Raw genomic sequence first — 26,207 nt, 5'->3', positions numbered from 1 at the left:
GTTTTTGGCTCCTGACCGAGCGAAGGAATGGCGGAGCCACGCGGCAACGCGCCACACAGAGGAGTGACTGGAAAGAGCTACAAACTTGAGAACCGTTTTATTCAACGGCGACAAGGGCCCGGAATTCTTAAGGGTGGCGGCCCAAGGGCCACCCTTGAGGCGGTCTGGGCCGCAGCCCAGTAAGCGCAGCGCATGAAGTTAAAGTTGAATTTGAAGTTAAGCTAAAGGCCATGCGCAGCATCAGGCGTAGCGTTGACCGCCGTAGAGTTGCCGGTTTTTCTTTTTAGCTACTATTGGCGGCCTCAGGCCTACGCTGAGCGAAGGAAAGGGAGACGCTTTTGGCTCCCGACTGAGTGAAGGCAGCCCGCAGGGCCGTGGCCAACGCCACGCACCGAGGCTTCTGAAAAGATCTACTTTTTTTGCACCAATCTGGTCACGAGAAAAGGGGCCGGGGATTCTTAAGGGTGGCGGCCCAAGGGCCACCCTTGAGGCGGTCTGGGCCGCAGCCCAGTAAGCGCAGCGCATGAAGTTGAATTTGAATTTGAAGTTAAGCCATGCGCAGCATTAAGGGCCATGCGCAGCATTAAAGGCCGTGCGCAGCACACAAGCCAGTGCGCAGCACAAAAAAGTTGCCTTTAGATTGCCAATCTAAAACCGCTAAGGGAGCGGTCTATCCCAAATTCCCGGCATGGAAACGCAGGTGATCCTCAATAAAGCTCGCGATAGTGAAATAGCTATGGTCATAACCAGGCTGTACACGCAGCTGCAGCGGCCAGTCGCGCTGACGGGCCAGTTCGGCGAGCTTGGCCGGTTGTAGCTGGTCGGCGAGGAACTGATCATTGTCGCCCTGATCGACCAAAATAGGAAAAGTCGCCTGATCTGCCGGATAAACACTCAGCAAATGGCAGCTGTCATACTGTAACCATTGACTCTCGTCGTCGCCGAGATAGGCGCTAAACGCCTTGCGACCCCAAGCTACCTGACATGGATTAACAATGGGTGCAAAAGCAGAAGCGGAGTGGAAACGCTGGGGATTGCGTAAGGCCAGCATCAATGCGCCGTGTCCGCCCATCGAGTGACCCATAATCGACTGGCGATCGCTGATATTGAAGTGTTCCTGCAGCAGTAGCGGAAGCTCATCGATAACGTAGTCGTACATTCGATAATGAGCTGCCCATGGTGACTGGGTCGCATTTAAGTAAAAACCAGCGCCCTGGCCTAAATCGTAACCTTCGTCGTTGGCGACATCTTCACCGCGCGGGCTGGTATCCGGCATCACCAAAACGAGCCCTAATTCTGCAGCAATGCGCTGTGCGCCTGCTTTGGTTGTGAAGTTTTCATCGTTGCAGGTCAGGCCCGATAGCCAATAAACCACCGGAGGCGGATTGTCATCACGCGGCGGCGGCAGGTAGATGCTGAAGGTGGTGCTGCTTTGCAAACTGCTGGAGAAGTGACGATAACGCTGTTGCCAGCCGTCGAACATCCGGTGTTCTTCCAGAAGTTCTATTGATGTGCTCATCTGTTGCTCCTTTAGAGTTTTATAATTAATGCGCTAAATTCACAGAGCCATTCAGCTCCAAAATCAGTTCCTGCAATGCCCTTACGTTAGGCCCAAAAGCATCGCGCCGCCAAAACAGCCAAGTAGTGCTGGCGGAGAATTTCTCATTTAAATCATGTACTTGCACGCGTTCTTTGCCCTGCATTTGATCCAGCAGACTGCGCGGCAGCATGGCAATACCCGCCCCGCTGGCGACGCAGGCGACCATGGAGTGATATGACTGAATCTCCATGGTGCTGTTGGCGTGAAATCCGGCATGCCTCATCCAGTTCTCTAAACGTTGACGATAAGAGCAGCTGGGACGAAACGCAAATACCGTGTGTCCCGGTCGGCCAGGAAGGGTGACCATTGGGTCTTCTCCCAGCGGGGAGATGAGTACCAACCGTTCCTGGAAAGCCACGCAGCCGGTTAAATCTTCATCGTCAATTGGACCTTCAGCCAGACCTGCGGCCAGTTTTCCAGAACGGACGCTGTCGATGGTTTCGCCCGACGGTGCGGTGTTCAGCGAAAGTGCAACCTGTGGATGACGCTGATGATAAGCCGCAAGCAGAGCAGGAAGGCGTGTCGCTGCCGAGCTTTCCATTGCGCCCAGCTCGAATTGCCCAGCAGGTTCACCGGCATGGGTTAAAGCCAGCGCTTCTTCACTCAACGCCAGAATTCGTTTAGCGTAACTCAAAAAGTTGTAGCCAATAGCTGAAAGCCGTAGTCGCTGTTTTTCGCGGATAAACAAATCAGTGCCCAGCTCTTGTTCAAGCTGGCGCAGGCGGGTGGTCAAGTTAGACGGCACGCGGTGGAGCTGTTGTGCTGCACGCGCTACCGAGCCGGTTTCTGCCACACAGCAAAACATTCGTAACTGGGTAAGATCCATAATTTATTCTCTTATCGTAACGAAGTTTGTTTGTATTATTCACTATTCGTGATTCTAACTTTAGGTCATCATGATTAACAGAATTTTTAACGCACGAGAATTTTGAGCCGTGCGAATAACCACAGACTTTTCTGGAGTGAGTATGGCATTTCGTGTAGCACTGACCGGCTTTTTGGCCTTTGTAGTGGCATTGGGAATAGGGCGTTTTGCGTTCACTCCCCAGGTTCCGTTGATGATCGCGGAACATCAGTTTACGTTGACCGGTGCTGGATTAGTGGCAGCATTTAACTATCTTGGTTACCTGTTTGGTGCCTATGACGCGATGAAATCCACCCGTCACGTTGAACGCCGCCTGTGGATTGGCGTTTGGGGAGCGGTGGTGCTGACGTTGCTTTCTGCCGTGGTCACTGGCGAAATCTGGCATTCTGTCATCCGCTTTGTGATTGGCTGGACCAGCGGTTGGGCGATGGTGTTGATTTCGGCCTGGTGCAACGAGCGATTGGCACACTATGGCCGCCCGGCGATGAGCGCTGCGGTGTTTGCTGGCCCCGGTGCGGGAATTTTCCTCAGCGGTATTGTTGCTGCCGCCATTCACAGTCTGGCGCTGAGCGCTGCCGTAGCCTGGGCAGTTTATGGTGGATTAGCGCTGATTCTGGTGCTGCTTATTACCCGCAATTTTCCTCGCGCCGGTGAGCTGCACCGCGCCAATGTATCGACGACTCCGTTAATCCTGACTCCTGACCTCAAAAGGTTGGTGCTGTGTTACAGCCTGGCAGGCTTTGGTTATATCCTTCCTGCGACATTTTTCTCACAGATGGCCAACGCTCGTTTTCCCGATAGTCTGTTCGCACAGTTTGTCTGGCCGGTGTTTGGCGGCGCGTCAATGATCGGCATTGTTATCGGTATCATGACCCGACACTGCCTGAAAACGCATCAGCGTCTGGCGTTGACGCTATGGATGCAGGGAATTGGCGTACTCTGTTCAGAAATTGTTCCCGGTGTTAACGGGCTGATTATCGGCGCTTTGCTAACCGGTGGCGGGTTCCTGTGTGTGGTTCAGCTGGCGTTACAGTACAGCCGCGAGCTGGCACCCAACCATGCACGTTACATGGCAGGTTTACTCACCACCGGTTATGCCGTCGGGCAATTGATGGGACCCCTGCTATCGGCGGTTTCCACCTCGCTGACTCATCGACTTGAGCCCGCACTTTATGTGGCTATGGCCGGATTCTGGCTCGCCGGAGCACTGGTCATCAAACGCAGTCGATAACTTCGAGCTATTTCAGCCATCATGAAGAGCAATCACTGGATTCTGCGGGCGGACTCAACTACAGTAAGCCACCTCATTTTGGTGTGATCTGCATCAAGGTGATATCAACTGCTGGAGAAAGAAGAAAATGGCAACATTGAGTAAAGAAGCTGTATTGGTTCATGAGGCGTTAATGGCCCGTGGTCTTGAAACCCCGCTGCGTGAAGAGCCGTCTTTAGACGCCGATACCCGCAAACAGCGGATTAAAGAGCATATGACCGGTATCATGCAGCTGCTCAATCTTGACCTGAATGACGATAGTCTGGCTGAAACCCCGACGCGCATCGCCAAGATGTATGTCGATGAGATTTTCTCCGGCCTCGACTACGCCAACTTCCCGAAAATCACCGTTATCACTAACAAGATGAAGGTCGACGAGATGATTTCGGTGCGTGATATCACGCTGACCAGCACCTGTGAGCACCATTTTGTCACTATCGATGGTAAAGCGACGGTGGCTTACATCCCTAAAGACGCGGTGATTGGTTTGTCCAAAATCAACCGTATCGTGCAGTTCTTCTCGCAGCGTCCACAGGTGCAGGAACGTTTGACTCAGCAGATCCTGATTGCTCTGCAAACCCTGCTTGGCACCAAAGACGTTGCAGTGTCTATCGATGCAGTTCACTACTGTGTGAAAGCGCGCGGTATCCGTGATGCGACCAGCGCGACCACGACGACCTCCCTGGGCGGCCTGTTTAAAACCAGCCAGAATACCCGTCAGGAGTTCTTGCGCACAGTACGTCATAACTGATAGCTGCGTTGATAAAATCGCTATACTGTACAGTATTGGCTCGAAGCCAATTTTCAGGGCAAACGCCTCGAAGAGCCCCAGGGCCTCTCGAGGCGTTTGCTTTTGTATCCCTGCGACAGGACGTTATTGATGCGCCCACGTATTGCTACCCTTGATTTTGCCCGTGGCATCGCCATTTTCGGCATCCTTCTTCTTAATATCAGCTCGTTTGGCCTGCCCAAGGCCGCTTACCTGAATCCTGCCTATGCTGGGCAACCTTCTGGCGTTGATGCCTGGACGTGGGCCGTGCTTGACGTGCTAGCGCAAGGGAAATTCCTGATGATGTTTGCCATGCTGTTCGGCGCGGGGTTGCATTTGCTGTTACCGCGCGGCAAGGCCTGGATCCAGTCTCGACTTTCGCTGTTGCTGCTGTGCGGGTTGATCCACGCGGTGTTTTTCTGGGATGGCGACATTTTGCTTTCTTATGGCCTGATAGGGCTGGTGTTTTGGCGGCTGGTGCGCGAGGCGAAAAGCAATCAAACACTGTTTCGAACCGGCGTGATGTTATATCTCATGGGCGTGGCGATTCTGTTAATGCTTGGCCTGATTTCTAAACCTGATCCCGGCAGCTTCTGGAATCCTGGTTATGCCGAGTTGCAGTACGAGCAGTTTTGGCGCTTCAAAGGCGGCATTGAGGCAATCAATAATCGGCTGGACTTACTGTCGTCGAGCCTGATTTCAGTGGCCGTGCAATATGGCTGGGAATTGGGCGGTGCAATGTTGATGGGCGCGAGCCTGATGCGCAGCGGCTGGTTGAAAGGGCAGTTTAACGTTCGCCATTATCTTGGCGTAGCGGCAGTATTGTTACCGCTTTCATGGATCATTCAGATCCCGGCGGTGGCCATTGCCTGGCACACTGGTTGGGACTATCGTTGGAGCGGTTTTTATTTACAGGCCCCGCGTGAAATAGGCGCGCTGATGCAAGCCATGGGTTATCTGGCGCTGTGCTATGGCTGCTGGCCATGGCTGGTGAAGCAGCGTTGGGCTCTGTGGATGTCGCAAGTGGGGCGAATGGCGCTGACCAACTACCTACTGCAAACGCTGATTTGCGATTTTTTCTTTAATACACTTCATTTTTATCAACATTTCAATCGGTTGCAGTTATTGGCGCTGGTTCCCGCTGTCTGGCTGATAAACCTGACCGTCACGCTGTGCTGGTTGCACTATTTCCGTCAGGGGCCGATGGAATGGCTGTGGCGTCAGTTGACTGCCAAGGCCGCTGGAGAACCTGCCAATAGCGGCCGATGACGCAGATTGTGTGAGGATGCGACAAAAGTTGCAAAATTGTATGTAAACGTTTTCTGAGCTGTGACGAGACTCACGCTGGTTTGTCGTCAAAGTGTTTAGGATAGCGGTCGTGCAGAGTAAGCCGATCGCTTAACTAAAACAGGAAACAACCATGATCACTGTACTTTCTCTTTCGCTAGACTTTCTCTCTTCTGCCCGGGGTTCATCTCTTCCTAGCTGCCGTCGGCCTCTGTTCACGACCTGCGGAGCGACCTATGGTTACCATTCGTGATGTTGCCAAACTGGCCGGCGTGTCTGTTGCCACGGTTTCCAGAGTCTTGAATAATCCCGCTATTGCCAGTAAAGAGGCGCGAGAACAGGTGCTTAGCGCGGTCAAGGTGCTGGGCTATCGGCCAAACGCCAATGCGCAGGCACTGGCAACTCAAAGCAGCGATACCATTGGCGTAGTGGTCATGGATGTCTCCGATCCGTTCTTCGGTGCATTGGTCAAAGCGGTTGATACCGTGGCCCAGCAGCACAATAAATATGTGCTGATTGGCAACAGTTACCATCAGGCCGAAAAAGAACGTCACGCGATTGAAGTCCTGATCCGCCAGCGCTGTAACGCATTGATCGTACATGCTAAAGCGTTGGGAGATGCCGAGCTGGCACTGTTTATGGATCAAGTTCCCGGCATGGTACTGATCAACCGTGTGGTAAGCGGTTACGAACACCGTTGTGTGTCGCTGGAAAACGTCGTTGGTGCCGAGATTGCAACTAAACTGCTTATATCTCAAGGGCATCAGCGTATCGGCTATATAGGTTCCAGCCATGCTATTGCCGATGAAACCCAGCGTTTTGCAGGCTACGTAACCGCCATGAAGCAGGCACGTCACGACCAAACCTTGCCACCGGACAGCTGGCGCGCGGAAGGCTCTCCCGATTTACAAGGCGGTGAGGCGGCAATGGTCGAGCTGTTGGGGAGAAATTTGAACCTCAGCGCGGTGTTCGCCTACAACGATTCTATGGCCGCCGGTGCTCTGGCGGTATTGAAAGAAAACGGTATTCGCATTCCCAGCGAATTTTCATTGGTCGGATTCGATGATATTCCCATCGCTCGTTATACCAGTCCGAAGCTGACCACCGTGCGCTATCCGATCATCTCCATGGCCACGCTGGCGACCGAGCTGGCGCTTCAGGGAGCAGCCAATCAGCTATCTGCCGGAGTTTCCCACTGTTTTATGCCTACGCTGGTAAGGCGTCATTCTGTAGCGCCATGGCAAAGTGTGGCACCCGTCACTCCCTGAGAATTTAATCTGATGTAACCGTTTTCAATCTGTGAGAACTTTCACAGTTTATTAACATCGCACCTATTATGATTCAGGCGTTTTCAGGATGATTCTATCTGTTTCATTTTGATTGATACACAGCACAAATAAATAACAAAAGTGATGATTGGCAGTTCAGGAAGATCTTCGTCAAGGAAGGCGGGTATCTGGCAAAAATGTCGATTTAAAAGATATTGGACAGACACCAAATTCTGTACCCCCCTACACAAAACCGGAGATACAAATGAATAAGAAGGCTTTCACCCTGGCTACTCTGGCTGCCTGCATGATGTTTGGCACTGCCGCTCATGCTGCTGATACCCGTATCGGTGTCACTATCTATAAATACGATGACAATTTCATGTCTGGCCTGCGCAAAGATCTCGAGAAAGATGCGAAAGCGGCGCCAAATATTCAGCTGCTGATGAATGACTCGCAGAATGACCAGTCCAAGCAAAACGATCAGGTTGACGTGTTGATTGCCAAGGGCGTAAAAGCTTTGGCTATTAACCTGGTAGACCCGGCTGCTGCTCCTGTGATTATCGAGAAAGCCCGCGGTGCAGGTATTCCGGTTGTGTTCTTTAACAAAGAACCTTCACGCAAAGACCTGGATAGCTACGACAAAGTGTATTACGTCGGTACCGATTCTAAAGAATCTGGTGTGATCCAGGGGCAACTGATTGCCAAACACTGGAAAGCCAATCCGTCATGGGATCTGAATAAAGACGGTATCATTCAGTATGTGCTGTTGAAAGGCGAACCAGGCCATCCTGATGCTGAAGCTCGTACCACTTATGTGGTTAAAACGCTGAACGATCAAGGCATTAAAACCCAACAGCTGCAGCTTGATACCGCAATGTGGGATACCGCTCAAGCGAAGGATAAAACCGACGCCTGGTTCTCAGGCCCAAATGCCAACAAGATTGAAGTCGTAATCGCCAACAACGATGCGATGGCAATGGGTGCAGTAGAAGCCTTGAAAGCTCACAACAAATCCGCCATTCCAGTATTCGGTATCGATGCCCTGCCAGAAGCGTTGGCGCTGGTGAAATCAGGTGCGATGGCCGGTACCGTGTTGAACGATGCAGACAACCAGGCAAAAGCGACTTTTGATCTGGCCAAAAACCTGGCAGAAGGTAAACCAGCTGCAGACGGCACTCAATGGAAAATCGTTGATAAAGTGGTACGCGTTGCCTATAAGCCAGTTGATAAAGATAATCTTAGTGATTTCGTCAAATAATTTGTCGTACTTGCCGCCTCGCTACATCGTCAATGATTGAGAGTTTTTGTTTTAAGCGAGTATTGCAGCCAACACTATTTTGACCTGAAGTACGGATATAAAAGAAGTGGGAAGGTTAGTCGGCTAAGAAGCTAAAAGCAGTGGCATGTTTTAAGCAAGTCTTACGAGCTGGTTAAGTAAATATACTTTGCGTTATGTCGCTTAGGTCAGCCGGTCAGGAAATATCTGACCGGCGATTTTAATCTTTAGCCCGGTTTCATTTAATTAGGTAGCGCTATGGCCGATCTTAATACGGAACAGCCCCGCGAGTGGCTGCTGGAAATGAGTGGAATTAATAAATCATTTCCGGGCGTAAAGGCGTTAGACAATGTGAATTTAAAAGTGCGCCCACATTCCATTCATGCATTGATGGGTGAGAATGGCGCGGGTAAATCTACATTATTAAAATGCCTGTTTGGTATTTATAGTAAAGACTCAGGGACCATTCTTTTTCAGGGTAAGGAAGTTAATTTTAAAAGCTCGAAAGAGGCGTTAGAGCAGGGTGTATCGATGGTTCACCAGGAATTGAACCTGGTGTTGCAGCGTACGGTAATGGATAACATGTGGCTCGGCCGTTATCCAACGAAAGGTTTTTTTGTCGATCAGGACAAAATGTATCAAGACACCAAAGCAATTTTTGATGAGCTTGATATTGATATAGACCCGCGTGAAAAATGCGGAAAGTTATCTGTGTCGCAAATGCAGATGATTGAAATCGCCAAGGCTTTTTCGTATAACGCGAAAATTGTAATTATGGATGAACCGACCTCTTCTCTGACCGAGAAAGAGGTTAATCACCTGTTTACCATTATTCGTAAACTGAAAGATCGCGGCTGTGGAATTGTCTATATTTCTCACAAGATGGAAGAGATTTTCCAGCTGTGCGATGACATTACCATCCTGCGCGATGGCCAGTGGATTGTGTCACAGTCCCTTGAGGGCCTGGACATGGACAAGATCATCTCGATGATGGTCGGTCGTTCATTGAGTCAACGTTTCCCGGATCGTTTAAACACGCCGGGAGAGGTGATTTTGGAGGTGCGTGGCCTGACATCTTTGCGTCAGCCGTCGATTCGCGACATCTCTTTTGACCTGCACAAGGGTGAAATCCTGGGTATTGCCGGGCTGGTGGGCGCCAAGCGCACCGACATCGTTGAAACACTGTTTGGTATCCGTGAAAAGGTGCAAGGGACTATTAAGCTGCACGGCAAAAAAATAAATAACCACAGTGCCAATGAAGCCATCAACCACGGTTTTGCTCTGGTGACCGAAGAACGTCGTTCAACCGGTATATACGCTTATCTGGATATCGGCTTTAACTCGTTAATTTCGAATATTCGTAGTTATAAAAATAAAATAGGTCTACTTGATAATAATCGCATGAAAAGTGATACCCAATGGGTTATCGATTCTATGCGCGTTAAAACTCCGGGACATAAGACCAGTATTGGATCGCTGTCCGGCGGTAATCAGCAAAAAGTCATTATTGGACGCTGGTTGTTAACTCAGCCAGAAATATTGATGTTGGATGAACCTACGCGCGGCATTGACGTTGGAGCTAAGTTCGAAATCTATCAATTAATGACTGAACTGGCCAAGAAAGATAAAGGGATTATTATTATCTCTTCTGAAATGCCGGAATTATTAGGTATTACCGACCGAATTTTGGTTATGAGCAATGGACAGGTTGCGGGTATTGTTGAAACAAAAAATACTTCGCAGAATGAAATTCTACGCCTTGCATCCTTGCACCTCTAATTTCTAAGGGTTCTTATTATGAATGCATTAAATAAGAAAAGCATGCTCACTTATTTTAAAGAGGGCGGGATTTATGTTGTACTGTTTGTGTTGTTGGCAATTATTATATTCCAGGATCCGACTTTCCTGAGCCTGATTAACCTGGGCAACATCCTTACCCAATCGTCTGTGCGCGTAATTATTGCACTCGGCGTGGCTGGGTTGATTGTAACTCAGGGCACCGATCTCTCCGCAGGTCGTCAGGTAGGGCTTTCGGCAGTCGTAGCCGCGACCATGCTGCAAGGTATGGACAACGTCAACAAGGTATTTCCGCATCTGGAAGTAGTGCCAATTCCGCTGGTGATCCTTGCCGTATGCCTGATTGGTGCGGTGATTGGTCTGGTCAACGGGATTATTATTGCCTATCTCAACGTAACGCCATTTATTACGACTTTAGGCACCATGATTATCGTCTACGGTATTAACTCGCTGTATTACGATTATGTGGGCGCGTCGCCAATTGCCGGATTTGATTCCCACTTCTCGCAGTTTGCCCAAGGGTTTATTACTCTTGGCGGCCTAAAGCTGTCTTATATTACCTTCTACGCGATTATTGCTATCGCCTTTGTATGGGTATTGTGGAATAAGACTCGCTTTGGCAAAAACATTTTTGCCATCGGTGGTAATCCTGAAGCAGCCAAGGTTTCCGGCGTTAACGTTCCGCTAAATCTGATAATGATCTACGCATTGTCCGGGGTGTTTTATGCCTTTGGCGGGATGCTCGAAGCAGGGCGCATCGGCAGCGCGACCAACAACCTTGGTTTTATGTATGAATTAGACGCAATTGCAGCCTGCGTTGTCGGTGGGGTTTCATTCGCCGGTGGTGTCGGTTCTGTAGCAGGCGTGGTAACCGGGGTGCTGATCTTTACTGTAATCAACTACGGTTTGACCTACATCGGTGTTAATCCTTACTGGCAGTATATTATCAAAGGCGGAATTATCATCTTCGCCGTGGCTCTGGATTCTCTGAAATACGCCAAGAAGAAGTAAGTTAAAACTTAACCTAAGAAGTTTACCTAAAGTCATTGTTCCGGTTTCAATGGCGGAGGGTAATACAGAAGCCTTTAATAGCAGGGTACAGGATTGTACTCTGCTTTTTTTTGCCCATTATTTACGAGCAGGGGGAATAACAGGATCTTTCGTGCTGCTGTCGGGCAATGGCAAAAATTCAGGTTTACCGAGCAAATCCGGGATTGCCGGGGCTTCGGGGTCCAGGCTCTTGTCGGGTACTGCAACGCGCTTTTTCTTCAGGGTCGCTTTCTTCTCCGCTGCCAGCATATGTTGCAGGGTGACCACTTGTTCTGGCGTAACCGCTGGATAACCTTGAGCATCTTCCGGAATATGATGCACAGCCGGAATGGGTATAAGCGGCCCCAGGAAACGCGGCTGGCGGTTAAGAATGTAAAGATCATTCAAGGCACCCAGACGGGCAAAAATCTCACGCACGCGAACGGTGAGAATGTCCTTCGGCGACGGAACGGCAAAACACTGCGCCTGAATGCCCATATGTAAGGCAATAAACAGCGCGCGTTCGCAGTGGAATCTTTGGGTGATGATCAGAAAATCGTTGGTATCGAAGACCTTGCGAGTGCGCACAATAGAATCCAGTGTGCGAAATCCTGCATAATCAAGCACGATGTCACTGGAAGGGATCCCCGCAGCCATCAAGTCACGGCGCATGGTCATCGGTTCGTTATAACTTTGCAGTGCGTTGTCGCCGCTGAGCAGCAAATATTTTACCTTGCCGCTGTTATAGGCATTAATCGCGCCCTGAATGCGGTAAAGATAATACTGATTGATTACGCCGGTGCGATAATATTTGGCGGTGCCGAGCACTACGCCAACCTGCCGATGGGGCAACTGCTGCACTTCATCGTAAATGTAATCTTTGGTTTTCCAGCTGATCCAGCGGTCAAGCCCAATAGCGACAATCAGCATCAGGACTACGATGCCGATAAAGCTCACTATTAGCCGCTTAATCATGGTATTGCCTTAAAGTCATAGTAATGATGCAGAGGGTTCAAGGCTACTTTACCTGCGGGGATGAAGCAATAAGCTGAGGCTTAAACGAGGGTGCTTGCTGTGTTTTTAAGCGAAATCCGCCACGACTGATGCCGGATTTCGCTTTGACTGTTAGAACGACGTACGTTTATAGCTACGATACTGCGGAGCCCAGAAGTTGTGCTCGATGGCTTTCGACAGTGCGTCTTCAGTAGTGACCTGTGCTACGCCCTCAATCTGCGCCATTTTCGCGACTTCCATAGCGATGCATTTCGATACACCCTGGATATCATTGACGTCGGGCAGCAAAGAACCCACGCCATCTGTTGCCAGCGGCGAACACTCTGCCAGCGCGCGACTTGCCGCCATCAGCATGCCGTCGGTTACCTGTTTGGCTCCAGAAGCAATCACAGCCAGGCCAATACCCGGGAAAATATACGAGTTATTGCACTGAGCTATTGGGTAAACTTTGTCTTTGTAAGTTACCGGCGCAAACGGACTGCCCGTTGCCACCAGCGCGGCGCCGTCGGTCCAGGTGATAATATCGGCAGGATGCGCTTCTACACGTGAGGTCGGATTGGTCAATGGCATGACGATCGGACGTTCGCAGTGCTTGTACATTTCACGAATAATTTCTTCAGTAAACAAACCTGGCTGTCCAGAGACGCCGATCAGTACGGTCGGTTTAGCATGACGCACAACTTCGAGCAGGGAAATATTGTCGCTGTCGACGTCCCAGCCTTCGAGTTTTTCCGTTTTCTGTACCAGCAGGCTCTGGAAATCCAGCAGGTTAGTCAGCTTGTCGGTGAGCAAGCCAAAACGATCAACCATGAAGATGCGCGCGCGGGCTTCCTCTTCGCTGAGTCCTTCGGATTTCATCTGTGCAACGATTTGTTCGGCGATACCACAGCCAGCAGAACCCGCGCCCAAGAAGGTTACAGTCTGGTCACGCAGTCGGCTTCCGGCCGCGTGGCTGGCTGCCAACAGGCTGCCCACGGTGACCGCAGCAGTGCCCTGAATATCATCGTTAAAGCAGCATAGCTCTTCGCGATAGCGCTTGAGCAGCGGCATAGCGTTCTTTTGTGCAAAATCTTCAAATTGCAAAAGCACATTGGGGAAGCGAACTTTCACTGCCTGAATAAATTGATCAACAAAGTCGGAGTATTCTTCGCCGGTAATTCGCGGGTGTCGCCATCCCATATACAGCGGATCGTTAAGCAGTTGCGGGTTGTTGGTCCCGGCATCCAGCACTACTGGCAGCGTGTAGGCCGGGCTAATCCCGCCACAGGCGGTATAAAGTGACAGCTTGCCGATAGGAATGCCCATGCCGCCGATGCCCTGATCGCCAAGGCCAAGAATGCGTTCGCCGTCGGTAACCACAATCACTTTTACGTGCTGTTTGGTGGCGTTTTGCAGCATGTCATCGATGTGTTCGCGATTTGGATAGGCGATAAACAAGCCACGGGCGCGACGATAAATCTCGGAGAAATGCTCACAGGCTTCACCCACGGTCGGGGTGTAAATCACGGGCATCATCTCGCTTAAATGTTCATCAATCAGGCGATAAAACAGGGTTTCGTTGGTGTCCTGAATATTGCGCAAATAAATGTGTTTATCGATATCGGTTTTGAAATCCTGAAACTGGCGATAGGCACGAGCGGCCTGTTCTTCAATGGTTTCAACCGTTTCAGGCAGCAGGCCGTGCAGGTTGAAATTGGCACGCTCCTCTTGGCTAAACGCGCTGCCTTTGTTCAATAACGGGAATTCCAACAGGATCGGGCCTGCGTGAGGAATATACAGCGGACGCTTACTTTCGTATTCAAGTTCCATTAATTTTTACTCTTCTGGTCTTGGTAGGGGACAGGTGAAGCAAAAGGTCTGAGCAAAGGTCACATTGTTTTTAAAATATGTGTGACAAGGACTTTAGCAGAGGTGAAAGCTCTAACTCAATTTTTTCACAATAATGGGGAGCTGCGTTGATAAACCGTTAATCAATGGAGGAAATGGGAGCCAAGAAATTATGGCCCCTTATTATGAAGGAAATACGAGTGCGGTAATGGAAGGTTAGATTTCGACGTGCTGTAACTGCAAACAGCCCAATGCCGCGAGCGTGGCGCGGGTGGCATCGTGTTGGCTGACCAGCGGATCGTGGCTTTCGACTAGCACGGCCTGTTTAATTCGGGTGCAGTCCTCTCCGCTTAGATTAAGCACGATCAACGCAGCCTGTAAGGGTGGCAAACTTGGGTTAAAGGCGGCGTTTTCAGCATAGCGGCCGGTAAATACCTGACCGCTAAAGCTTTCCAGCGCGATACCGCTATGCGACTGGCTGTAAGGAGCATGGCTCTGATTACAGGCCGTTAGCGCCTGCTGAACCAGCGGAGCGGCGTTGGCAAGCTGATAGCCGTGGTCCACGTCGTCCATCAGCAGTGTCTCAATGGCTAAATCACGCGGGCCGAAGGAATAGGGTAAATACTCGCCGAGGCTGGCAACGGCGCGATCTGGCAGATGGATCTCCAGTTCAGTCCCGCTGTTAAGTTCATTCATAAACTGGCGACAGTGGCCGCAAGGGGTGTAATTAACGGTGATCGACTCCAGCCGTTTTTCTCCGCGCATCCAGGCATGAGTCACGGCAGACTGCTCGGCATGAACGGTTTGCTGCATCGAGGCGCCGCGAAACTCCATATTGGCTCCAAAATACAGGTTACCGCTGACGCCGCGCGCCACGGCACCCACGTAAAATTTGGAAATAGGGGCCACTGAGCAGGCAGCGGCCAGAGGCAGCAACGCAAAAGCTAATGCGGTGTCATCAAGACCAGTTTGCGATTTAATCAGGCTCACCTGCTCGGAGCGCAACATCGCGGGGAAGTCGTCATCACTGAGTATCGGCTCAAGGGCTGATTGCAGATTGGCGGGCAGGCCGGCATAAGCAGCGACAAAACGAGTGTGCATTGAGACATCCTTGATAGCATTACGGAAAGTTATTTTACGAGGCTTTATACGAATTTTGTGTGACTAGCATCACTTTATTTGTGCAATAAATGTAATAAGTATCAGCGATGCGAGATATCTCGCAGGTTTATGGATCTTTCAACCTGTTTTGCGAGTTCATCAGATTGTTCAAATCCGATACAAACATCAGGCTATTCATCGAGAGTACTGAAGTAACGAAGTTGAAGGAGACAAGGCGCGAAATCGAGAGATATTTTTCCGCGCCTTAAAATGACAGCGATTAGTTACGTCTTTCAAACGCCAGCGCGCGACGTTCAATCAGGCGCATCATCAGCGTGAGCAAACCATTGACACAAAGATAAACTACCCCCGCAGCCCCGAACACCATCACATCATAAGTGCGGCCATACATCAGCTGGCTGTGGCCCATGATATCCATCAGTGTAATGGTGTAAGCCAGCGAGGTACTTTTGAACACCAGCACCACTTCATTGGAGTAGGAAGACAGTGCGCGTTTAAAAGCAAAAGGCAGCAAAATGCGCAGCGACGCTTTTCGCGACATCCCCAAAGCCTGGCAAGATTCCCACTGACCGCCCGGAATCGCTCTTACTGCACCGGTAAACAGCTGGGTGGTATAGGCTGCGCTATTAAACGCCAATGCAAACATCGCACACAGCCAGGGTTGTGACAGCATTTCCCACAACCACGGGATAGTGCGGATTGACGGGAACTGCCCCGGACCGTAATAAATCAGGAAGATTTGCACCAGCAGCGGCGTGCCGGTAAACAACGTAATGTAAGCGCGTACTATCGGGCTTAACACCGGCACTTTTAGCGTCAGTACAATAGTAAACAGCAGCGAAAGCAGCAGCGCGACAATCAGCGCGGCTACGGTCAGCGTCAGGCTAGTTTGCAGGCCTTGCAAAACTTCAGGCATATATTGCCACATCAGGAAGCGCTCCGATCAAATCGGGTGGTACGGAGTTCGATGCGTTTTATGACGAACTGACTAAACAAGGTCACTACCAGATAGATAGCCGCCGCGGTCATGTACCAGGTAAACGGCTCCTGAGTGCGGGTGGCAATACTCTTGGTTTGCAGCATCAGGTCATTGACGCTAATCAGTGAAACGAGTGCGGTGTCTTTGAGTAGCACCAGCCATTGATTGCCGAGGCCAGGCAGTGCGTGACGCCACATCTGCGGCATAATCAGCCGGAAGAAAATGGCTACTTTAGTCATTCCCAGCGCCTGACCGGATTCCCATTGACCATGAGGAACCGCTTTTAACGCACCGCGCAACGTTTGCGAGGCGTAGGCAGAATAAAGCAGAGACAGTGCAATCACACCACAGACAAACGGGCTGACTTCAAAATTATCGACTGGCAGTTTAACGGGGATCTGGAACAGATACAGATTGATGTCAAAGCCGTCGGACAGTGTTAGCAGCAGTTGTGAGGAGCCGAAATAGATGAACAGCACCACCAGAATTTCTGGTAGGCCGCGTAAAATTGTCACCCAGGCAGTGCCCAGCCAGCTTAGCGGTTTCCACGGGGATGACTCCCACACGGCAAACAGCATTGCCAGAAACAGGCCCAGGATCAATGCACAAATGGCAAGGCCGACGGTCATACCGGCGGCGCTTAGCAGAGGTTGAAATTCAATCATCGCTATTCAGATTATTGCGTAAACCATTTGGTATACAGCGCTTTGTAAGTGCCGTCTTGTCTGACTTTCGCCAGCGCATCGTTCATTTTTCCCAACAATTCGGTATTGTTCTGACGCACCGCGATGCCTAAACCGCTGCCAAAGTAGCTCTGGTCGGTAATTTTGTCGCCGACTGTACCGAGGCCTGGGTTTTGCTTCAGGAATTCCTGTACTACGGCAGTATCGCCGAATACGGCATCAAGACGACCATTTTTCAGGTCCAGCACTGCATTTTGATAGCTGTCGTAAGGCACAGCAGTGATTTCAGGATGCTTGTCCAGCAGGTATTTCTGATGGGTAGTGCCGTTCTGGATACCTACGCGTTTGCCTTTCAGAGAAGCCAAATCGGTAAACTTACCTTTCTGAGCAAAGAAAATAGCGGAGTTGTCATAGTAAGCGTTAGTGAAAGAAACCTGCTTCAGACGCTCGGCGGTGATGTCCATGCCTGAAATAACCGCGTCGGTGCGGCGGAATTTAAGGCTTGGGATCAGGCTGTCAAAAGACTGATTGGTAAAGGTGCAGGTGGCCTGCATTTGTTTACACATAGCATTTGCCAGGTCGATGTCGAAGCCCTGGATCTTGTTGTTTGAATCAACAAATTCAAACGGCGCATAACCGGCTTCAGTGGCGAAACGAATGGTTTCTGCCGCGCTGGCGGATAAGCTGATACTGGCTAAAACAGCCGCAATAATAAGCTTTTTCATTGCAAACGACTCCATCATATAATCTTAAGGGGGCTAATCAATGTGATAAATAGCTGGCAAACTCTTGGGTTTGCGGCTGCGCGAAGCAGTTGGCATCACCTTGCTCGACGATACGGCCATTTTCCATGTACACCACGCGAGTAGCGGTTTTACGCGCAACTTCGACTTCATGGGTCACGATAACCTGCGTAATCCCGGTATCGGCCAGCTCACGGATAATGCTGACAATTTGTGCGGTAATTTCCGGATCAAGCGCGGCTGTGGGTTCATCAAACAGCAGCACCTGTGGCTCCATCATCAACGCACGGGCGATGGCAACGCGCTGCTGCTGACCGCCGGATAAATGCAGTGGGTAGCGGTTAGCGAAGTCTTTGAGTCGCAAGCGAGTCAGCAGCTTCTCGGCCCGCGCCATAGCGGCATCTTTGCTTAAGCCGAGCACGCGGCACGGAGCTTCAAGCAGGTTGTCGAGCACGGTGCGATGCGGCCAAAGATTGTATTGCTGGAAAACCATGCCGACGTTTTGACGCAGTTCGCGGATCGCTTTTTCGTCCGGCTTCTTTTGGAAGTCGAATTGATTACCGGCGATCTGCAGCGTGCCGGAGCGCGGCATTTCCAGCAGGTTAAGCACACGCAGAAGCGAGCTTTTACCCGCGCCGCTTGGCCCGAGCAGCACCAGCGTTTCACCCGCAGGGCAGTCGAGCTGTATGTCAAAGAGTGCCTGGTGGACTCCGTAGAAGCAGTTAATACTGTTTAGTTGAATACTCATGCGCAAATACTGAATAGCCATTAATGCCGCAGAGGGTACCCTCTGTAGCATAGTTATGCAACAAAGGAGCTGAGAATTTTATTTGTGTGCGGCCTGAATCCTAAAGTTAGCATAAGATATGGTTACCAGAGTGTTACATTTCGCTTATTTCAATACTTTTTACTTCAACCATTATACTGTCCGTAATCGGTGGCTGGCCAATGCAGGGAAGGGCGATAAAGATGTTATTTCCAATAGGGTTACACAGATTTAGTGTGTTTGCCGGGCTGTTGCTGGTGGCTGGCTGTCAGGTAACGGCTCCTGTTAAGGAACAGCATAACTATGTGCTTGAAACCACTCGGCAGGCGCAGGGGGCCGATCAGCGTATTCGTTTTTTAGTGATTCATTACACCGCCGAGGATTTTCACACGGCATTAAATACGCTGACCGATGAACACGTAAGCGCACACTATCTGATTCCAGCCAGACCTCCTCTGGTCCACGGGCAGCCGGTGGCCTGGCAGCTGGTGCCTGAGTCTCTGCGCGCATGGCATGCCGGTGCCAGTGAATGGCAGGGCAGAAACAATTTGAATGACACTTCTATTGGTATCGAGCTGGAAAATAAAGGCTATACCCGCAGGATGCTGGAACAGCGTTTTTATCCGTTCCCCAAGGCGCAAATAACCCTGCTAACCTCGCTGAGTCAGGACATCGTAAAACGCTATCAAATCAAACCACAAGATGTGGTGGCGCACGGTGATATCGCGCCGCAGCGCAAGGAAGACCCAGGTCCGTTATTCCCTTGGCAACAGTTGGCTGAAAACGGTGTTGGTGCCTGGCCACAGGCGTCGCGGGTGAAGACGTTATTGCACGGGCGTGATCCGCAGCAGCCGGTTCCAATGGAGGAATTATTGAGCAAACTGGCGCGTTATGGGTATCCGGTGTCAACCAATATGACGCCGCAGCAGCAGCGTCGCGTGGTTGTAGCCTTCCAGATGCATTTCAGGCAGAGTGATTATCGTGGTAATGCGGATGCTGAAAGTGAGGCTATTGTGGAGGCGCTGCTTGAGCAATACCCTTCGTCATAAGCACTGTCACCGGGCTGGATGAGTTTACCAACCCGAAACATCAACTTGCCCAAGCTCATCGAGATACCTTCTCCGGCGGCCTTGTTACATCACCAATGACATAGAATATAGGCTTTTACGTTAATTCGAATGGCCGATAATTCCCTGCTGCTGTTGAAGAGTACCGTGGTCTTTCAGCCAGATGGCAGTGCGGCGGATGCCCTCGTCGAGAGAAACAATCGGGCTATAGCCGAGTTCGGTTTTGGCGCGATGAATATCCAGCGTGACGTCAAAGTTAAGTTTGGCCACGCTATAGTGAGTAAACATCGGCTCGCGGTGTTGCTTGCGGCCAAGTTTTTCCATGCCGCGCGCCATCATGTCCAGCAGAGGGTAGGGCACCGAGCGAATACGATATTTAACGTCCAGTCCGCCCATTAGCTCCTCTAGCAGCGTTTTTAACGGCCTTGGCTGCATATTAGTGATGTTATAGGCGCGCCCGGATTCATGATTTTGACTCTCGGTCGCCAGCCACATTGCATGTGATACGTTTTCGACGTAAGTCATATCAACCAGTGCCTCACCGCCGCGTGGCAGCATCAGCGTGCCGTGTTTGATCATCTGCAATAGTCTCGGCAACAGCACATTATCGTGTGGGCCAAAAATACCCTGCGGGCGTAAAATCGTAAAATGGGTTTGCGGATTGGACAGCGCCAACGTGGTGATCACCTGCTCCGCAGCCGCTTTGCTGCGGGCAAACTGGTTGGCAAAGCGAGCGGGCCTGAAATCTTCTTTGATATCGCGATGGTGATGAAAATCGAAATAAATCGCTGGCGAAGACAGATGTACGAAGTTCTCAACACCGTAGGCTGCCGCCCATTCGCCGAGACGACGAGTAGCGCGAACGTTGGCCAACTGGAAATCTTGCTCGCTGCCCCAGGGCGCGCTCAGGCCAGAACAGTGCCACAGGGTGTCAACATCGGCGAGCAGCACTTTCGCCTCGGCGGATACCAGGTTAGTCAAATCGGCATGAATAAACTCCGCACCCAGCTTCTCCAGTAAGGGCCCCATTGCCGCATTGCGGCCGGTAGCCCTGACTTTGAGTCCTTTCTTACACAGATATTCCACTGCGTTGCGGCCTGGACCACTGGTTGCACCGGTAACCAATACCTTCATATGTATCCAAATTCTATAAAAATGTCGTTGCCGGGAGCCTGAACGTTGCTCCTGATAAATAGGTCGCCATTCTTTCTTGAATTTCTATGCTATGCAATCAGAAACAGGGAAAGTTGTGAGGCTCCCCGGTGCGTTTGCCTGCAAAATAACCCGGCTGCTTTTTCAGTGACCGCGCCGGTCTTTCTGACGCGCAAGGCTGGCAATTCGTTTCGCCATGCCGCGAAAAACAAACAGATGGGCAGGCATCATTGCATACCAGTAACAAAGACCGCGTGCTCCGGCCGGATGCCACCATGAGGCGATCTCCAGACTGCGCCTTTCACCATGATCTTTCAGTGTAAATGTTAGCCGCCCCAGGCCAGGCGCCCGCATGCCAAACAGCAGCGTCAGCGATTTATCTGGCACCAGGCTTATCACTTTCCAGCCATCAATGTTGTCACCAACCGCAAGCCGGGCAGTTGCAGGCCGCCCCGAAGGGGTTTTATTTCCCAACATCCGATCGATTCTTGCCCGTAACCGCCACAGGCCTTGAGCATAGAAGAAACCTTCCTCACCGCCCAATTGTTGAATCACGTGCCACAGCGCCTTGATTGAAGCTGACGTTTCCAGTCGAAAATTCACTTCTTTCGGATAAAAAGCATAGCCTGGACGCCAGCGGCGATGCGCATCGGCATCATTGGCCCATTCCGGCGTGTTTAGCACCGCGTCTTCTTCCTGAGCCAGCGTCTGGGTAATTGCATCATCTATCGTGGTCAACTCTAGCGGCACGAGCTCGCGCAAGGTGTCACTATCGGGCGGCAGGTCTTGTTTAACGCCTTGAATCAATGACTTGACCAGCGTGCTGGGTACCGAGGTCAGCAGTCCGAGAAATGCGACGGTCAACAGTTGTGTAGGAAGGGGAACCGGCACCAGCCAGCGTCGCTTATTGCTCAGAGCCATAAAGCGCTCCATCAGCTGACGATAGCTGAGGTATTCAGGCCCTGCGGCATCAAAGATTTGGTGCTGCGCCGAGGGAGCAATACCAATTAACCCGCCGAGATAATGCATCAGGTCGTTAAGCGCAATCGGCGCAGAGTGCTTCCTCACCCAGCTCGGAGGTGTTAGCACCGGCAGGTTGTAAATCATATCGCGCATCAGCTCGAAGGCAGCAGAGCCAGGGCCGATGACAATCCCCGCGCGCAGCTCGGTAACGGGTATGCTACCCATGCGAAACAGATCGCCGGTCAGTTTACTGGCCTGTAATTGCAGTGAAGAGTCATGCTCTGGCTGCATCGAACCCAAATAAATAATTTGCCTGATTGATGAGTCTTTTAACGCCAGCAGTGTGTTTTGTGCCGCCTGACGCTCTTTCTCGAACAGGTCTTCGGCATCGCTCATGGCGTGAACCAGATAAACCAGGACGTCAGCATCGGCGAATGCATCGCGCAGGCTGGCGTTATGATAAACGTCAGCGAAGCAGCAGCGTACCCCTGGCCATTTCTGCGCAACCAGCACGTCTCTGCGCCGGGAGGCAGCGGTGACCTTGTATCCCTGCTGATTCAGGTGGGATACAAGGTGTTGGCCGATATACCCGCTTGCGCCAAGAACTACGACGCGAGTGTCTGCGTTGAGTGTAGGCATCTTCCATTTTGCTCGTTCAAAGTGACAAAAAAATAGCCCGCAGGCGAAGAGCGGCGTCCTTGCTCTCGCGCAAACCTGCAGGCCGTGGATTAGCCCGGATTACGTAAAAAACGCTGCCATAGTTCGACAACTTTTTCCAGATCCTGACGGCTAATGTTGATGTGAGTAATTAACCGTGTCACCGGACCAGAGCTGATTAACACCCCTTGCTCTCGCATCCAGTTACCCAATTTCGCAGCCTGTTCAGCGGACTGGCGGACATAAAGAATATTGGTCTGAGCACCCGGTGCAACAATATCGAGACCGATGTCGCGCAGCTGTTGCTCCAGCCAACGAGCATTATCGTGATCTTCTTGCAGGCGTTGAACATTGTTTTCCAATGCATAAATGCCTGCTGCCGCCAGAATACCTGACTGACGCATGCCGCCTCCGGTCATTTTTCTCCAGCGATTGGCGCGCAGCATGTACTCTTTACTACCGCACAGCAGCGAGCCAATTGGCGCGCCAAGACCTTTGGACAGGCAAATGGTCAGCGTATCGCAATACTGTGTGATTTCGCTTAGCGGCACGTCTAATGACACGGCGGCATTCATGACTCTTGCGCCATCGATGTGCAGAGCCAAACCTTTTTCACGCGTGAATTCAAAGGCCTGCTTGAGATAAGCTAAAGGCAGAACCTTGCCGCTGTGGGTGTTTTCAAGGCTTAGCAGGCGTGTACGGGCAAAGTGAATATCATCAGGCTTAATTGCTGCGGCGACTTTATCCAGGGGAATAGAGCCGTCATCGGCCATGTCCAGCGGCTGTGGCTGAATGCTGCCGAGCACCGCGGCGCCGCCTGCTTCGTACATATAATTATGCGCTTTTTGGCCGACAATGTATTCATCCCCGCGCTGACAATGAGACAGCAGCGCAACCAGATTGGCCTGGGTTCCAGTGGGGAAAAACAGCGCGGCTTCTTTGCCGGTCAGCTCGCAGGCTAGAGCCTGCAAGGCATTAACCGTAGGGTCGTCGCCGTAAACATCATCGCCTACCTCGGCCTGGTACATGGCCTGACGCATAGCTTCGCCTGGGCGCGTAACGGTGTCACTGCGTAAATCGATCAACGTTGCTTCCTCTTTATTGGCCTTGAAAAGCAGGGGCGTTGGTCGCCCCTGGTGGAATGTCTCCTCCACTATATACCTCTAAAATGCCAAAATGCAGAGCGGTTTCCTCAACGTAACCAGTTGGTTTTAGCTAAATCAACGACCTCGTCACCTCGACCGTTAATAATCGCCCGCAGCATGTAGAGGCTGAAACCTTTGGCCTGTTCCATTTTTATTGTCGGCGGCATCGCCAGCTCTTCCGTGTTGGTGATGACATCTATAAGTACCGGGCCGTCATGGGCAAAGGCCTCTTGCAGCGCTGCATCAACCTGAGAGGCTTTTTCAACGCGGATGCCTTTAATCCCGGTCGCTTCGGCGATGGCAGCAAAATCAGGGTTTTTCAGCTCGGTGCCGTCGGTCAGATAGCCGCCGGATTTCATCTCCATTGCCACGAAACCTAAGGAACTATTGTTGAAAATAACCAGCTTGATGGGCAGTTTGTGCTGGGCAATAGACAGAAAATCGCCCATTAGCATGGCAAAGCCGCCATCGCCGCACATCGCGATCACTTGGCGACTGCGGTCAATAGCCTGCGCGCCGATAGCCTGGGGCATGGCGTTAGCCATTGAGCCATGGTTAAACGACCCCAGCAGGCGGCGTTTGCCGTTCATTTTTAAATAACGGCAGGCCCAAACGGTAGGGGTGCCGACGTCACAGGTAAATATGGCGTTTTCATCGGCAAACTTACTGATCTGCTTAGCTAAATATTGTGGATGGATAGGCTGTTTGTCATTCATCGTCGCTAAATCGTCAAGACCTTTGCGCGCTTCTTGATAGTGTTTCAGCGCCTTATCGAGGAAACTGGTGTCGGTTTTGGCCTTGAGGCCGGGAAGCAGTGCAGAAAGAGTGGTTTTAATGTCGCCTACCAGCGCGACATCAACGTGGCAATGCGAGCCGATGCTGCCTGGGTTGATATCAATTTGAATGATTTTCGCATCGGTTGGGTAGAAGGCGCGGTAAGGGAATTGCGTGCCCAGCAGGACCAGCGTGTCGGCGTTGAGCATGGCGTGGTAGCCCGATGAAAAGCCAATCAGGCCAGTCATGCCAACGTCATAGGGGTTGTCCCATTCAATATGTTCTTTGCCGCGCAGCGCATGCACGATTGGGGCTTTCAGCGTTTCGGCGAGTTTAACCACTTCCTGATGCGCTCCGGCGCAGCCGCTGCCGCACATCAAGGTGATATTACTCGAGTTGTTTAACAGCTCGGCCAGTTTTTCCAGCTCCGAGCGAGGCGGTTGAACCAAAGGCAATTGAGGAGGATACCACTGGGTGCTTGCCTCTTCAGGGGCTGGTTTCAATGCTACGTCGCCCGGCAGTACGATGACCGATACGCCTTTGTTCAGAATGGCTTTGCGCATGGCAATTGCCAGCACTTGTGGCAGCTGTTCAGGGTTACTGATCAGTTCACAGTAATGGCTGCACTCGCGAAACAGTTCGGTAGGGTGCGTTTCCTGAAAATAGTTGCTGCCAATTTCACTGGAAGGAATATGTGCAGCGATGGCAACCACGGGAACGTGATTACGATGGCAGTCGTAAAGTCCATTAATCAGGTGCAGGTTTCCAGGGCCGCAAGAACCGGCACAAACCGCGAGTTCCCCGGTGATTTGTGCTTCTGCACCTGCCGCAAACGCCGCGACTTCTTCGTGGCGGGTGCCGATCCACTCGATTGTGCCCATGCGATTCAGGCTGTCGCTAAGGCCGTTGAGAGAGTCGCCGGTCACGCCCCAAATTCTTTTTACGCCAGCTTCTTCGAACGTTTTTGCAATAAATGCCGCAACGGTTTGTTTCATCAATCCCTCCGGTGTTTTTTGATTTTCTTACCGCATAAAAAGTTTGCTGCGGTTTTATATAAATTTAAAACGACTGGGGGTAAGCATAGTTCATAACTGATTTACGAAGAGAAAAGTGCCATCAGTATTGGAGCCAACAGGCTTAGCAGGAAGCCGTGAACCACCGCAGGCGGCACCATGTCGATACCGCCACTACGTTGGAGTACGGGTAGGGTAAAGTCCATTGACGTCGCTCCACACAGCCCTAGAGCCGAAGAACGACTGCTGCGCACCAGAGACGGGATAAGCATGATGGCGCACAGTTCGCGTGCCAAATCATTAAAAAAGGCGGCGCTACCAATGACCGGGCCAAAAGAATCGGTTAACACGATGCCAGAAAGCGAATACCAGCCGTATCCGGACGCCATCGCCAGGCCTGTTTTTAGTGGTAATCCTAAAATACAGGCGGCAAGCAAACCGCCACCGAGCGAGGCGATGCATACCACTGTAGCTACCATCACCCCGCGCCGGTTGAGGATAATCTGGCGCAACGTCAGGCTGCTGTTACCCAGCTGAATACCAACAATCACAAGCAGTAAAATTAGCGCGGCTTCACTGGCCTCGCTGGCATAGGTTAGCCAGTGCCATTGAGTCAGGCCAAGCAAGAAACCAACCACCACCACGCCGCACAGCCGCAGCGAATCTAATGCCATACGCCATCTTGAGGTCAAAACTTCCTGACGATGCAAAGATTTCCACGGCTTGCGACGTTCAAGCAGTCGCAGCGCCAGCAGGTTAAAAGCAAAGATGCAGACGAAAAATATCGAGGCGTATTCAAAAATCATTAGCAGGTTGCTGCTGAGATTGTCCAGAAATGCCAGACTGACCCCCATCACAAACAGGATGACGTAGACCATCCAGCTCAGTAACTGGTCGACGGTGCGCAGCAAACGCCGATTTTTGACCGGAATAAGATAGCCGAGGATCAGTGGCACAAGAATAATCAGCAGACCTGAGTACATATTAAAGGGAGTCCATTCAAAAAAACGATAATAAACGTGCCACAACCTAGCGAAAACCTATGCAGGAGTAAAGGTCTGAGAGTAAGCAGGGTCTTTCGCTATTGACTCTTGACCAATGCGCCTGTTTGTCGTCATGCTCAGAACAGGAATCAGAC

Annotated in this window: 22 protein-coding genes; 8 read left to right on the top strand and 14 right to left on the bottom strand. The window is 51.2% G+C overall.

All coding sequences use genetic code 11. The annotated features are described in order from the left end of the window. Window positions 1-670: 670 nt before the first annotated feature. On the bottom strand, window positions 671-1,519 hold the full coding sequence (gene fghA / locus AB3G37_RS17700; RefSeq protein ID WP_009636687.1) for an S-formylglutathione hydrolase: 849 nt from the start codon (window positions 1,517-1,519) through the stop codon (window positions 671-673). A gap of 25 nt (window positions 1,520-1,544) precedes the next feature. Continuing rightward, window positions 1,545-2,426 (bottom strand): LysR substrate-binding domain-containing protein, encoded by an 882-nt coding sequence (locus AB3G37_RS17695; RefSeq protein ID WP_369788644.1) that lies wholly within the window; start codon window positions 2,424-2,426, stop codon window positions 1,545-1,547. A gap of 142 nt (window positions 2,427-2,568) precedes the next feature. Here AB3G37_RS17695 and AB3G37_RS17690 point away from each other — a divergent pair, with 142 nt between their 5' ends. The 7 genes from AB3G37_RS17690 to mglC all read left to right on the top strand — a co-directional run bounded on the left by AB3G37_RS17690 (window position 2,569) and on the right by mglC (window position 11,146). After that, entirely contained in the window at window positions 2,569-3,696 is a 1,128-nt protein-coding gene (locus AB3G37_RS17690; protein WP_369788643.1) for a YbfB/YjiJ family MFS transporter, read from the top strand. Between the two features lie 127 nt (window positions 3,697-3,823). Further along, window positions 3,824-4,486 carry a GTP cyclohydrolase I FolE gene (gene folE / locus AB3G37_RS17685; RefSeq protein WP_009636684.1) on the top strand — a complete coding sequence of 221 codons (663 nt, stop codon included), beginning with the start codon at window positions 3,824-3,826 and terminating at the stop codon, window positions 4,484-4,486. A gap of 129 nt (window positions 4,487-4,615) precedes the next feature. Continuing rightward, complete coding sequence (gene yeiB, locus AB3G37_RS17680; protein WP_369788642.1) at window positions 4,616-5,773, top strand: DUF418 domain-containing protein YeiB; 1,158 nt, start codon at window positions 4,616-4,618, stop codon at window positions 5,771-5,773. Window positions 5,774-6,027: 254 nt separating this feature from the next. Continuing rightward, window positions 6,028-7,059 (top strand): HTH-type transcriptional regulator GalS, encoded by a 1,032-nt coding sequence (gene galS / locus AB3G37_RS17675; RefSeq protein WP_009636682.1) that lies wholly within the window; start codon window positions 6,028-6,030, stop codon window positions 7,057-7,059. A gap of 265 nt (window positions 7,060-7,324) precedes the next feature. Next, window positions 7,325-8,320 (top strand): galactose/glucose ABC transporter substrate-binding protein MglB, encoded by a 996-nt coding sequence (mglB, locus tag AB3G37_RS17670; RefSeq protein WP_009636681.1) that lies wholly within the window; start codon window positions 7,325-7,327, stop codon window positions 8,318-8,320. 276 nt (window positions 8,321-8,596) lie between these two features. Beyond that, window positions 8,597-10,117, top strand: a complete 1,521-nt coding sequence (mglA, locus tag AB3G37_RS17665; protein ID WP_009636680.1) for a galactose/methyl galactoside ABC transporter ATP-binding protein MglA — start codon at window positions 8,597-8,599, stop codon at window positions 10,115-10,117. Between the two features lie 18 nt (window positions 10,118-10,135). Then, window positions 10,136-11,146: a galactose/methyl galactoside ABC transporter permease MglC gene (gene mglC / locus AB3G37_RS17660; RefSeq protein ID WP_009636679.1), complete on the top strand. Its 1,011-nt coding sequence runs from the start codon at window positions 10,136-10,138 to the stop codon at window positions 11,144-11,146. Window positions 11,147-11,263: 117 nt separating this feature from the next. Here the strand turns inward: mglC and sanA are convergent, their stop codons facing one another. The 7 genes from sanA to artP form a co-directional block, all read right to left on the bottom strand. Next, window positions 11,264-12,139, bottom strand: coding sequence for an outer membrane permeability protein SanA (sanA, locus tag AB3G37_RS17655; RefSeq protein WP_369788641.1), 876 nt, complete (start codon window positions 12,137-12,139; stop codon window positions 11,264-11,266). A 150-nt stretch (window positions 12,140-12,289) separates the two neighbouring features. After that, the gene (locus AB3G37_RS17650; protein WP_369788640.1) at window positions 12,290-13,987 is read right to left on the bottom strand and encodes an NAD-dependent malic enzyme; all 1,698 of its coding nucleotides are present in this window, start codon (window positions 13,985-13,987) and stop codon (window positions 12,290-12,292) included. A gap of 234 nt (window positions 13,988-14,221) precedes the next feature. Beyond that, window positions 14,222-15,106 carry a cytidine deaminase gene (gene cdd, locus AB3G37_RS17645; RefSeq protein ID WP_369788639.1) on the bottom strand — a complete coding sequence of 295 codons (885 nt, stop codon included), beginning with the start codon at window positions 15,104-15,106 and terminating at the stop codon, window positions 14,222-14,224. A gap of 280 nt (window positions 15,107-15,386) precedes the next feature. Continuing rightward, window positions 15,387-16,055: an arginine ABC transporter permease ArtM gene (artM, locus tag AB3G37_RS17640; RefSeq protein WP_369788638.1), complete on the bottom strand. Its 669-nt coding sequence runs from the start codon at window positions 16,053-16,055 to the stop codon at window positions 15,387-15,389. Then, window positions 16,055-16,771, bottom strand: coding sequence for an arginine ABC transporter permease ArtQ (artQ, locus tag AB3G37_RS17635; protein ID WP_009636674.1), 717 nt, complete (start codon window positions 16,769-16,771; stop codon window positions 16,055-16,057). The genes artM and artQ overlap by 1 nt, the downstream gene beginning before the upstream one ends. Before the next feature lie 11 nt (window positions 16,772-16,782). Beyond that, window positions 16,783-17,514 carry an arginine ABC transporter substrate-binding protein gene (artJ, locus tag AB3G37_RS17630; RefSeq protein WP_009636673.1) on the bottom strand — a complete coding sequence of 244 codons (732 nt, stop codon included), beginning with the start codon at window positions 17,512-17,514 and terminating at the stop codon, window positions 16,783-16,785. 37 nt (window positions 17,515-17,551) lie between these two features. Continuing rightward, window positions 17,552-18,280: an arginine ABC transporter ATP-binding protein ArtP gene (gene artP, locus AB3G37_RS17625; protein WP_009636672.1), complete on the bottom strand. Its 729-nt coding sequence runs from the start codon at window positions 18,278-18,280 to the stop codon at window positions 17,552-17,554. Between the two features lie 221 nt (window positions 18,281-18,501). On the opposite strand from artP, the gene AB3G37_RS17620 reads away from it, so the two are divergent. After that, on the top strand, window positions 18,502-19,347 hold the full coding sequence (locus tag AB3G37_RS17620) for an N-acetylmuramoyl-L-alanine amidase (RefSeq protein ID WP_369788637.1): 846 nt from the start codon (window positions 18,502-18,504) through the stop codon (window positions 19,345-19,347). A 120-nt stretch (window positions 19,348-19,467) separates the two neighbouring features. Here AB3G37_RS17620 and AB3G37_RS17615 read toward each other — a convergent pair whose 3' ends face one another. From AB3G37_RS17615 to AB3G37_RS17595, 5 genes are all read right to left on the bottom strand, one after another. After that, window positions 19,468-20,499 (bottom strand): NAD-dependent epimerase/dehydratase family protein, encoded by a 1,032-nt coding sequence (locus tag AB3G37_RS17615; RefSeq protein ID WP_369788636.1) that lies wholly within the window; start codon window positions 20,497-20,499, stop codon window positions 19,468-19,470. Window positions 20,500-20,661: 162 nt separating this feature from the next. Then, entirely contained in the window at window positions 20,662-22,119 is a 1,458-nt protein-coding gene (locus tag AB3G37_RS17610) for a DUF2867 domain-containing protein (RefSeq protein WP_369788635.1), read from the bottom strand. Window positions 22,120-22,208: 89 nt separating this feature from the next. After that, on the bottom strand, window positions 22,209-23,177 hold the full coding sequence (ltaE, locus tag AB3G37_RS17605) for a low-specificity L-threonine aldolase (RefSeq protein WP_237713028.1): 969 nt from the start codon (window positions 23,175-23,177) through the stop codon (window positions 22,209-22,211). Window positions 23,178-23,329: 152 nt separating this feature from the next. After that, window positions 23,330-25,051: a ubiquinone-dependent pyruvate dehydrogenase gene (poxB, locus tag AB3G37_RS17600; RefSeq protein ID WP_009636667.1), complete on the bottom strand. Its 1,722-nt coding sequence runs from the start codon at window positions 25,049-25,051 to the stop codon at window positions 23,330-23,332. Window positions 25,052-25,152: 101 nt separating this feature from the next. Further along, on the bottom strand, window positions 25,153-26,052 hold the full coding sequence (locus tag AB3G37_RS17595) for a lysine exporter LysO family protein (protein ID WP_369788634.1): 900 nt from the start codon (window positions 26,050-26,052) through the stop codon (window positions 25,153-25,155). Window positions 26,053-26,207 lie beyond the last annotated feature (155 nt).

Origin of the sequence: Rouxiella sp. WC2420, from assembly GCF_041200025.1 — a bacterium.
In the GTDB taxonomy this organism is placed as follows: domain Bacteria; phylum Pseudomonadota; class Gammaproteobacteria; order Enterobacterales; family Enterobacteriaceae; genus Rouxiella.
Note: the sequence above shows the minus strand (reverse complement) of the source record. Positions and strands in the feature narration are given on the sequence as shown.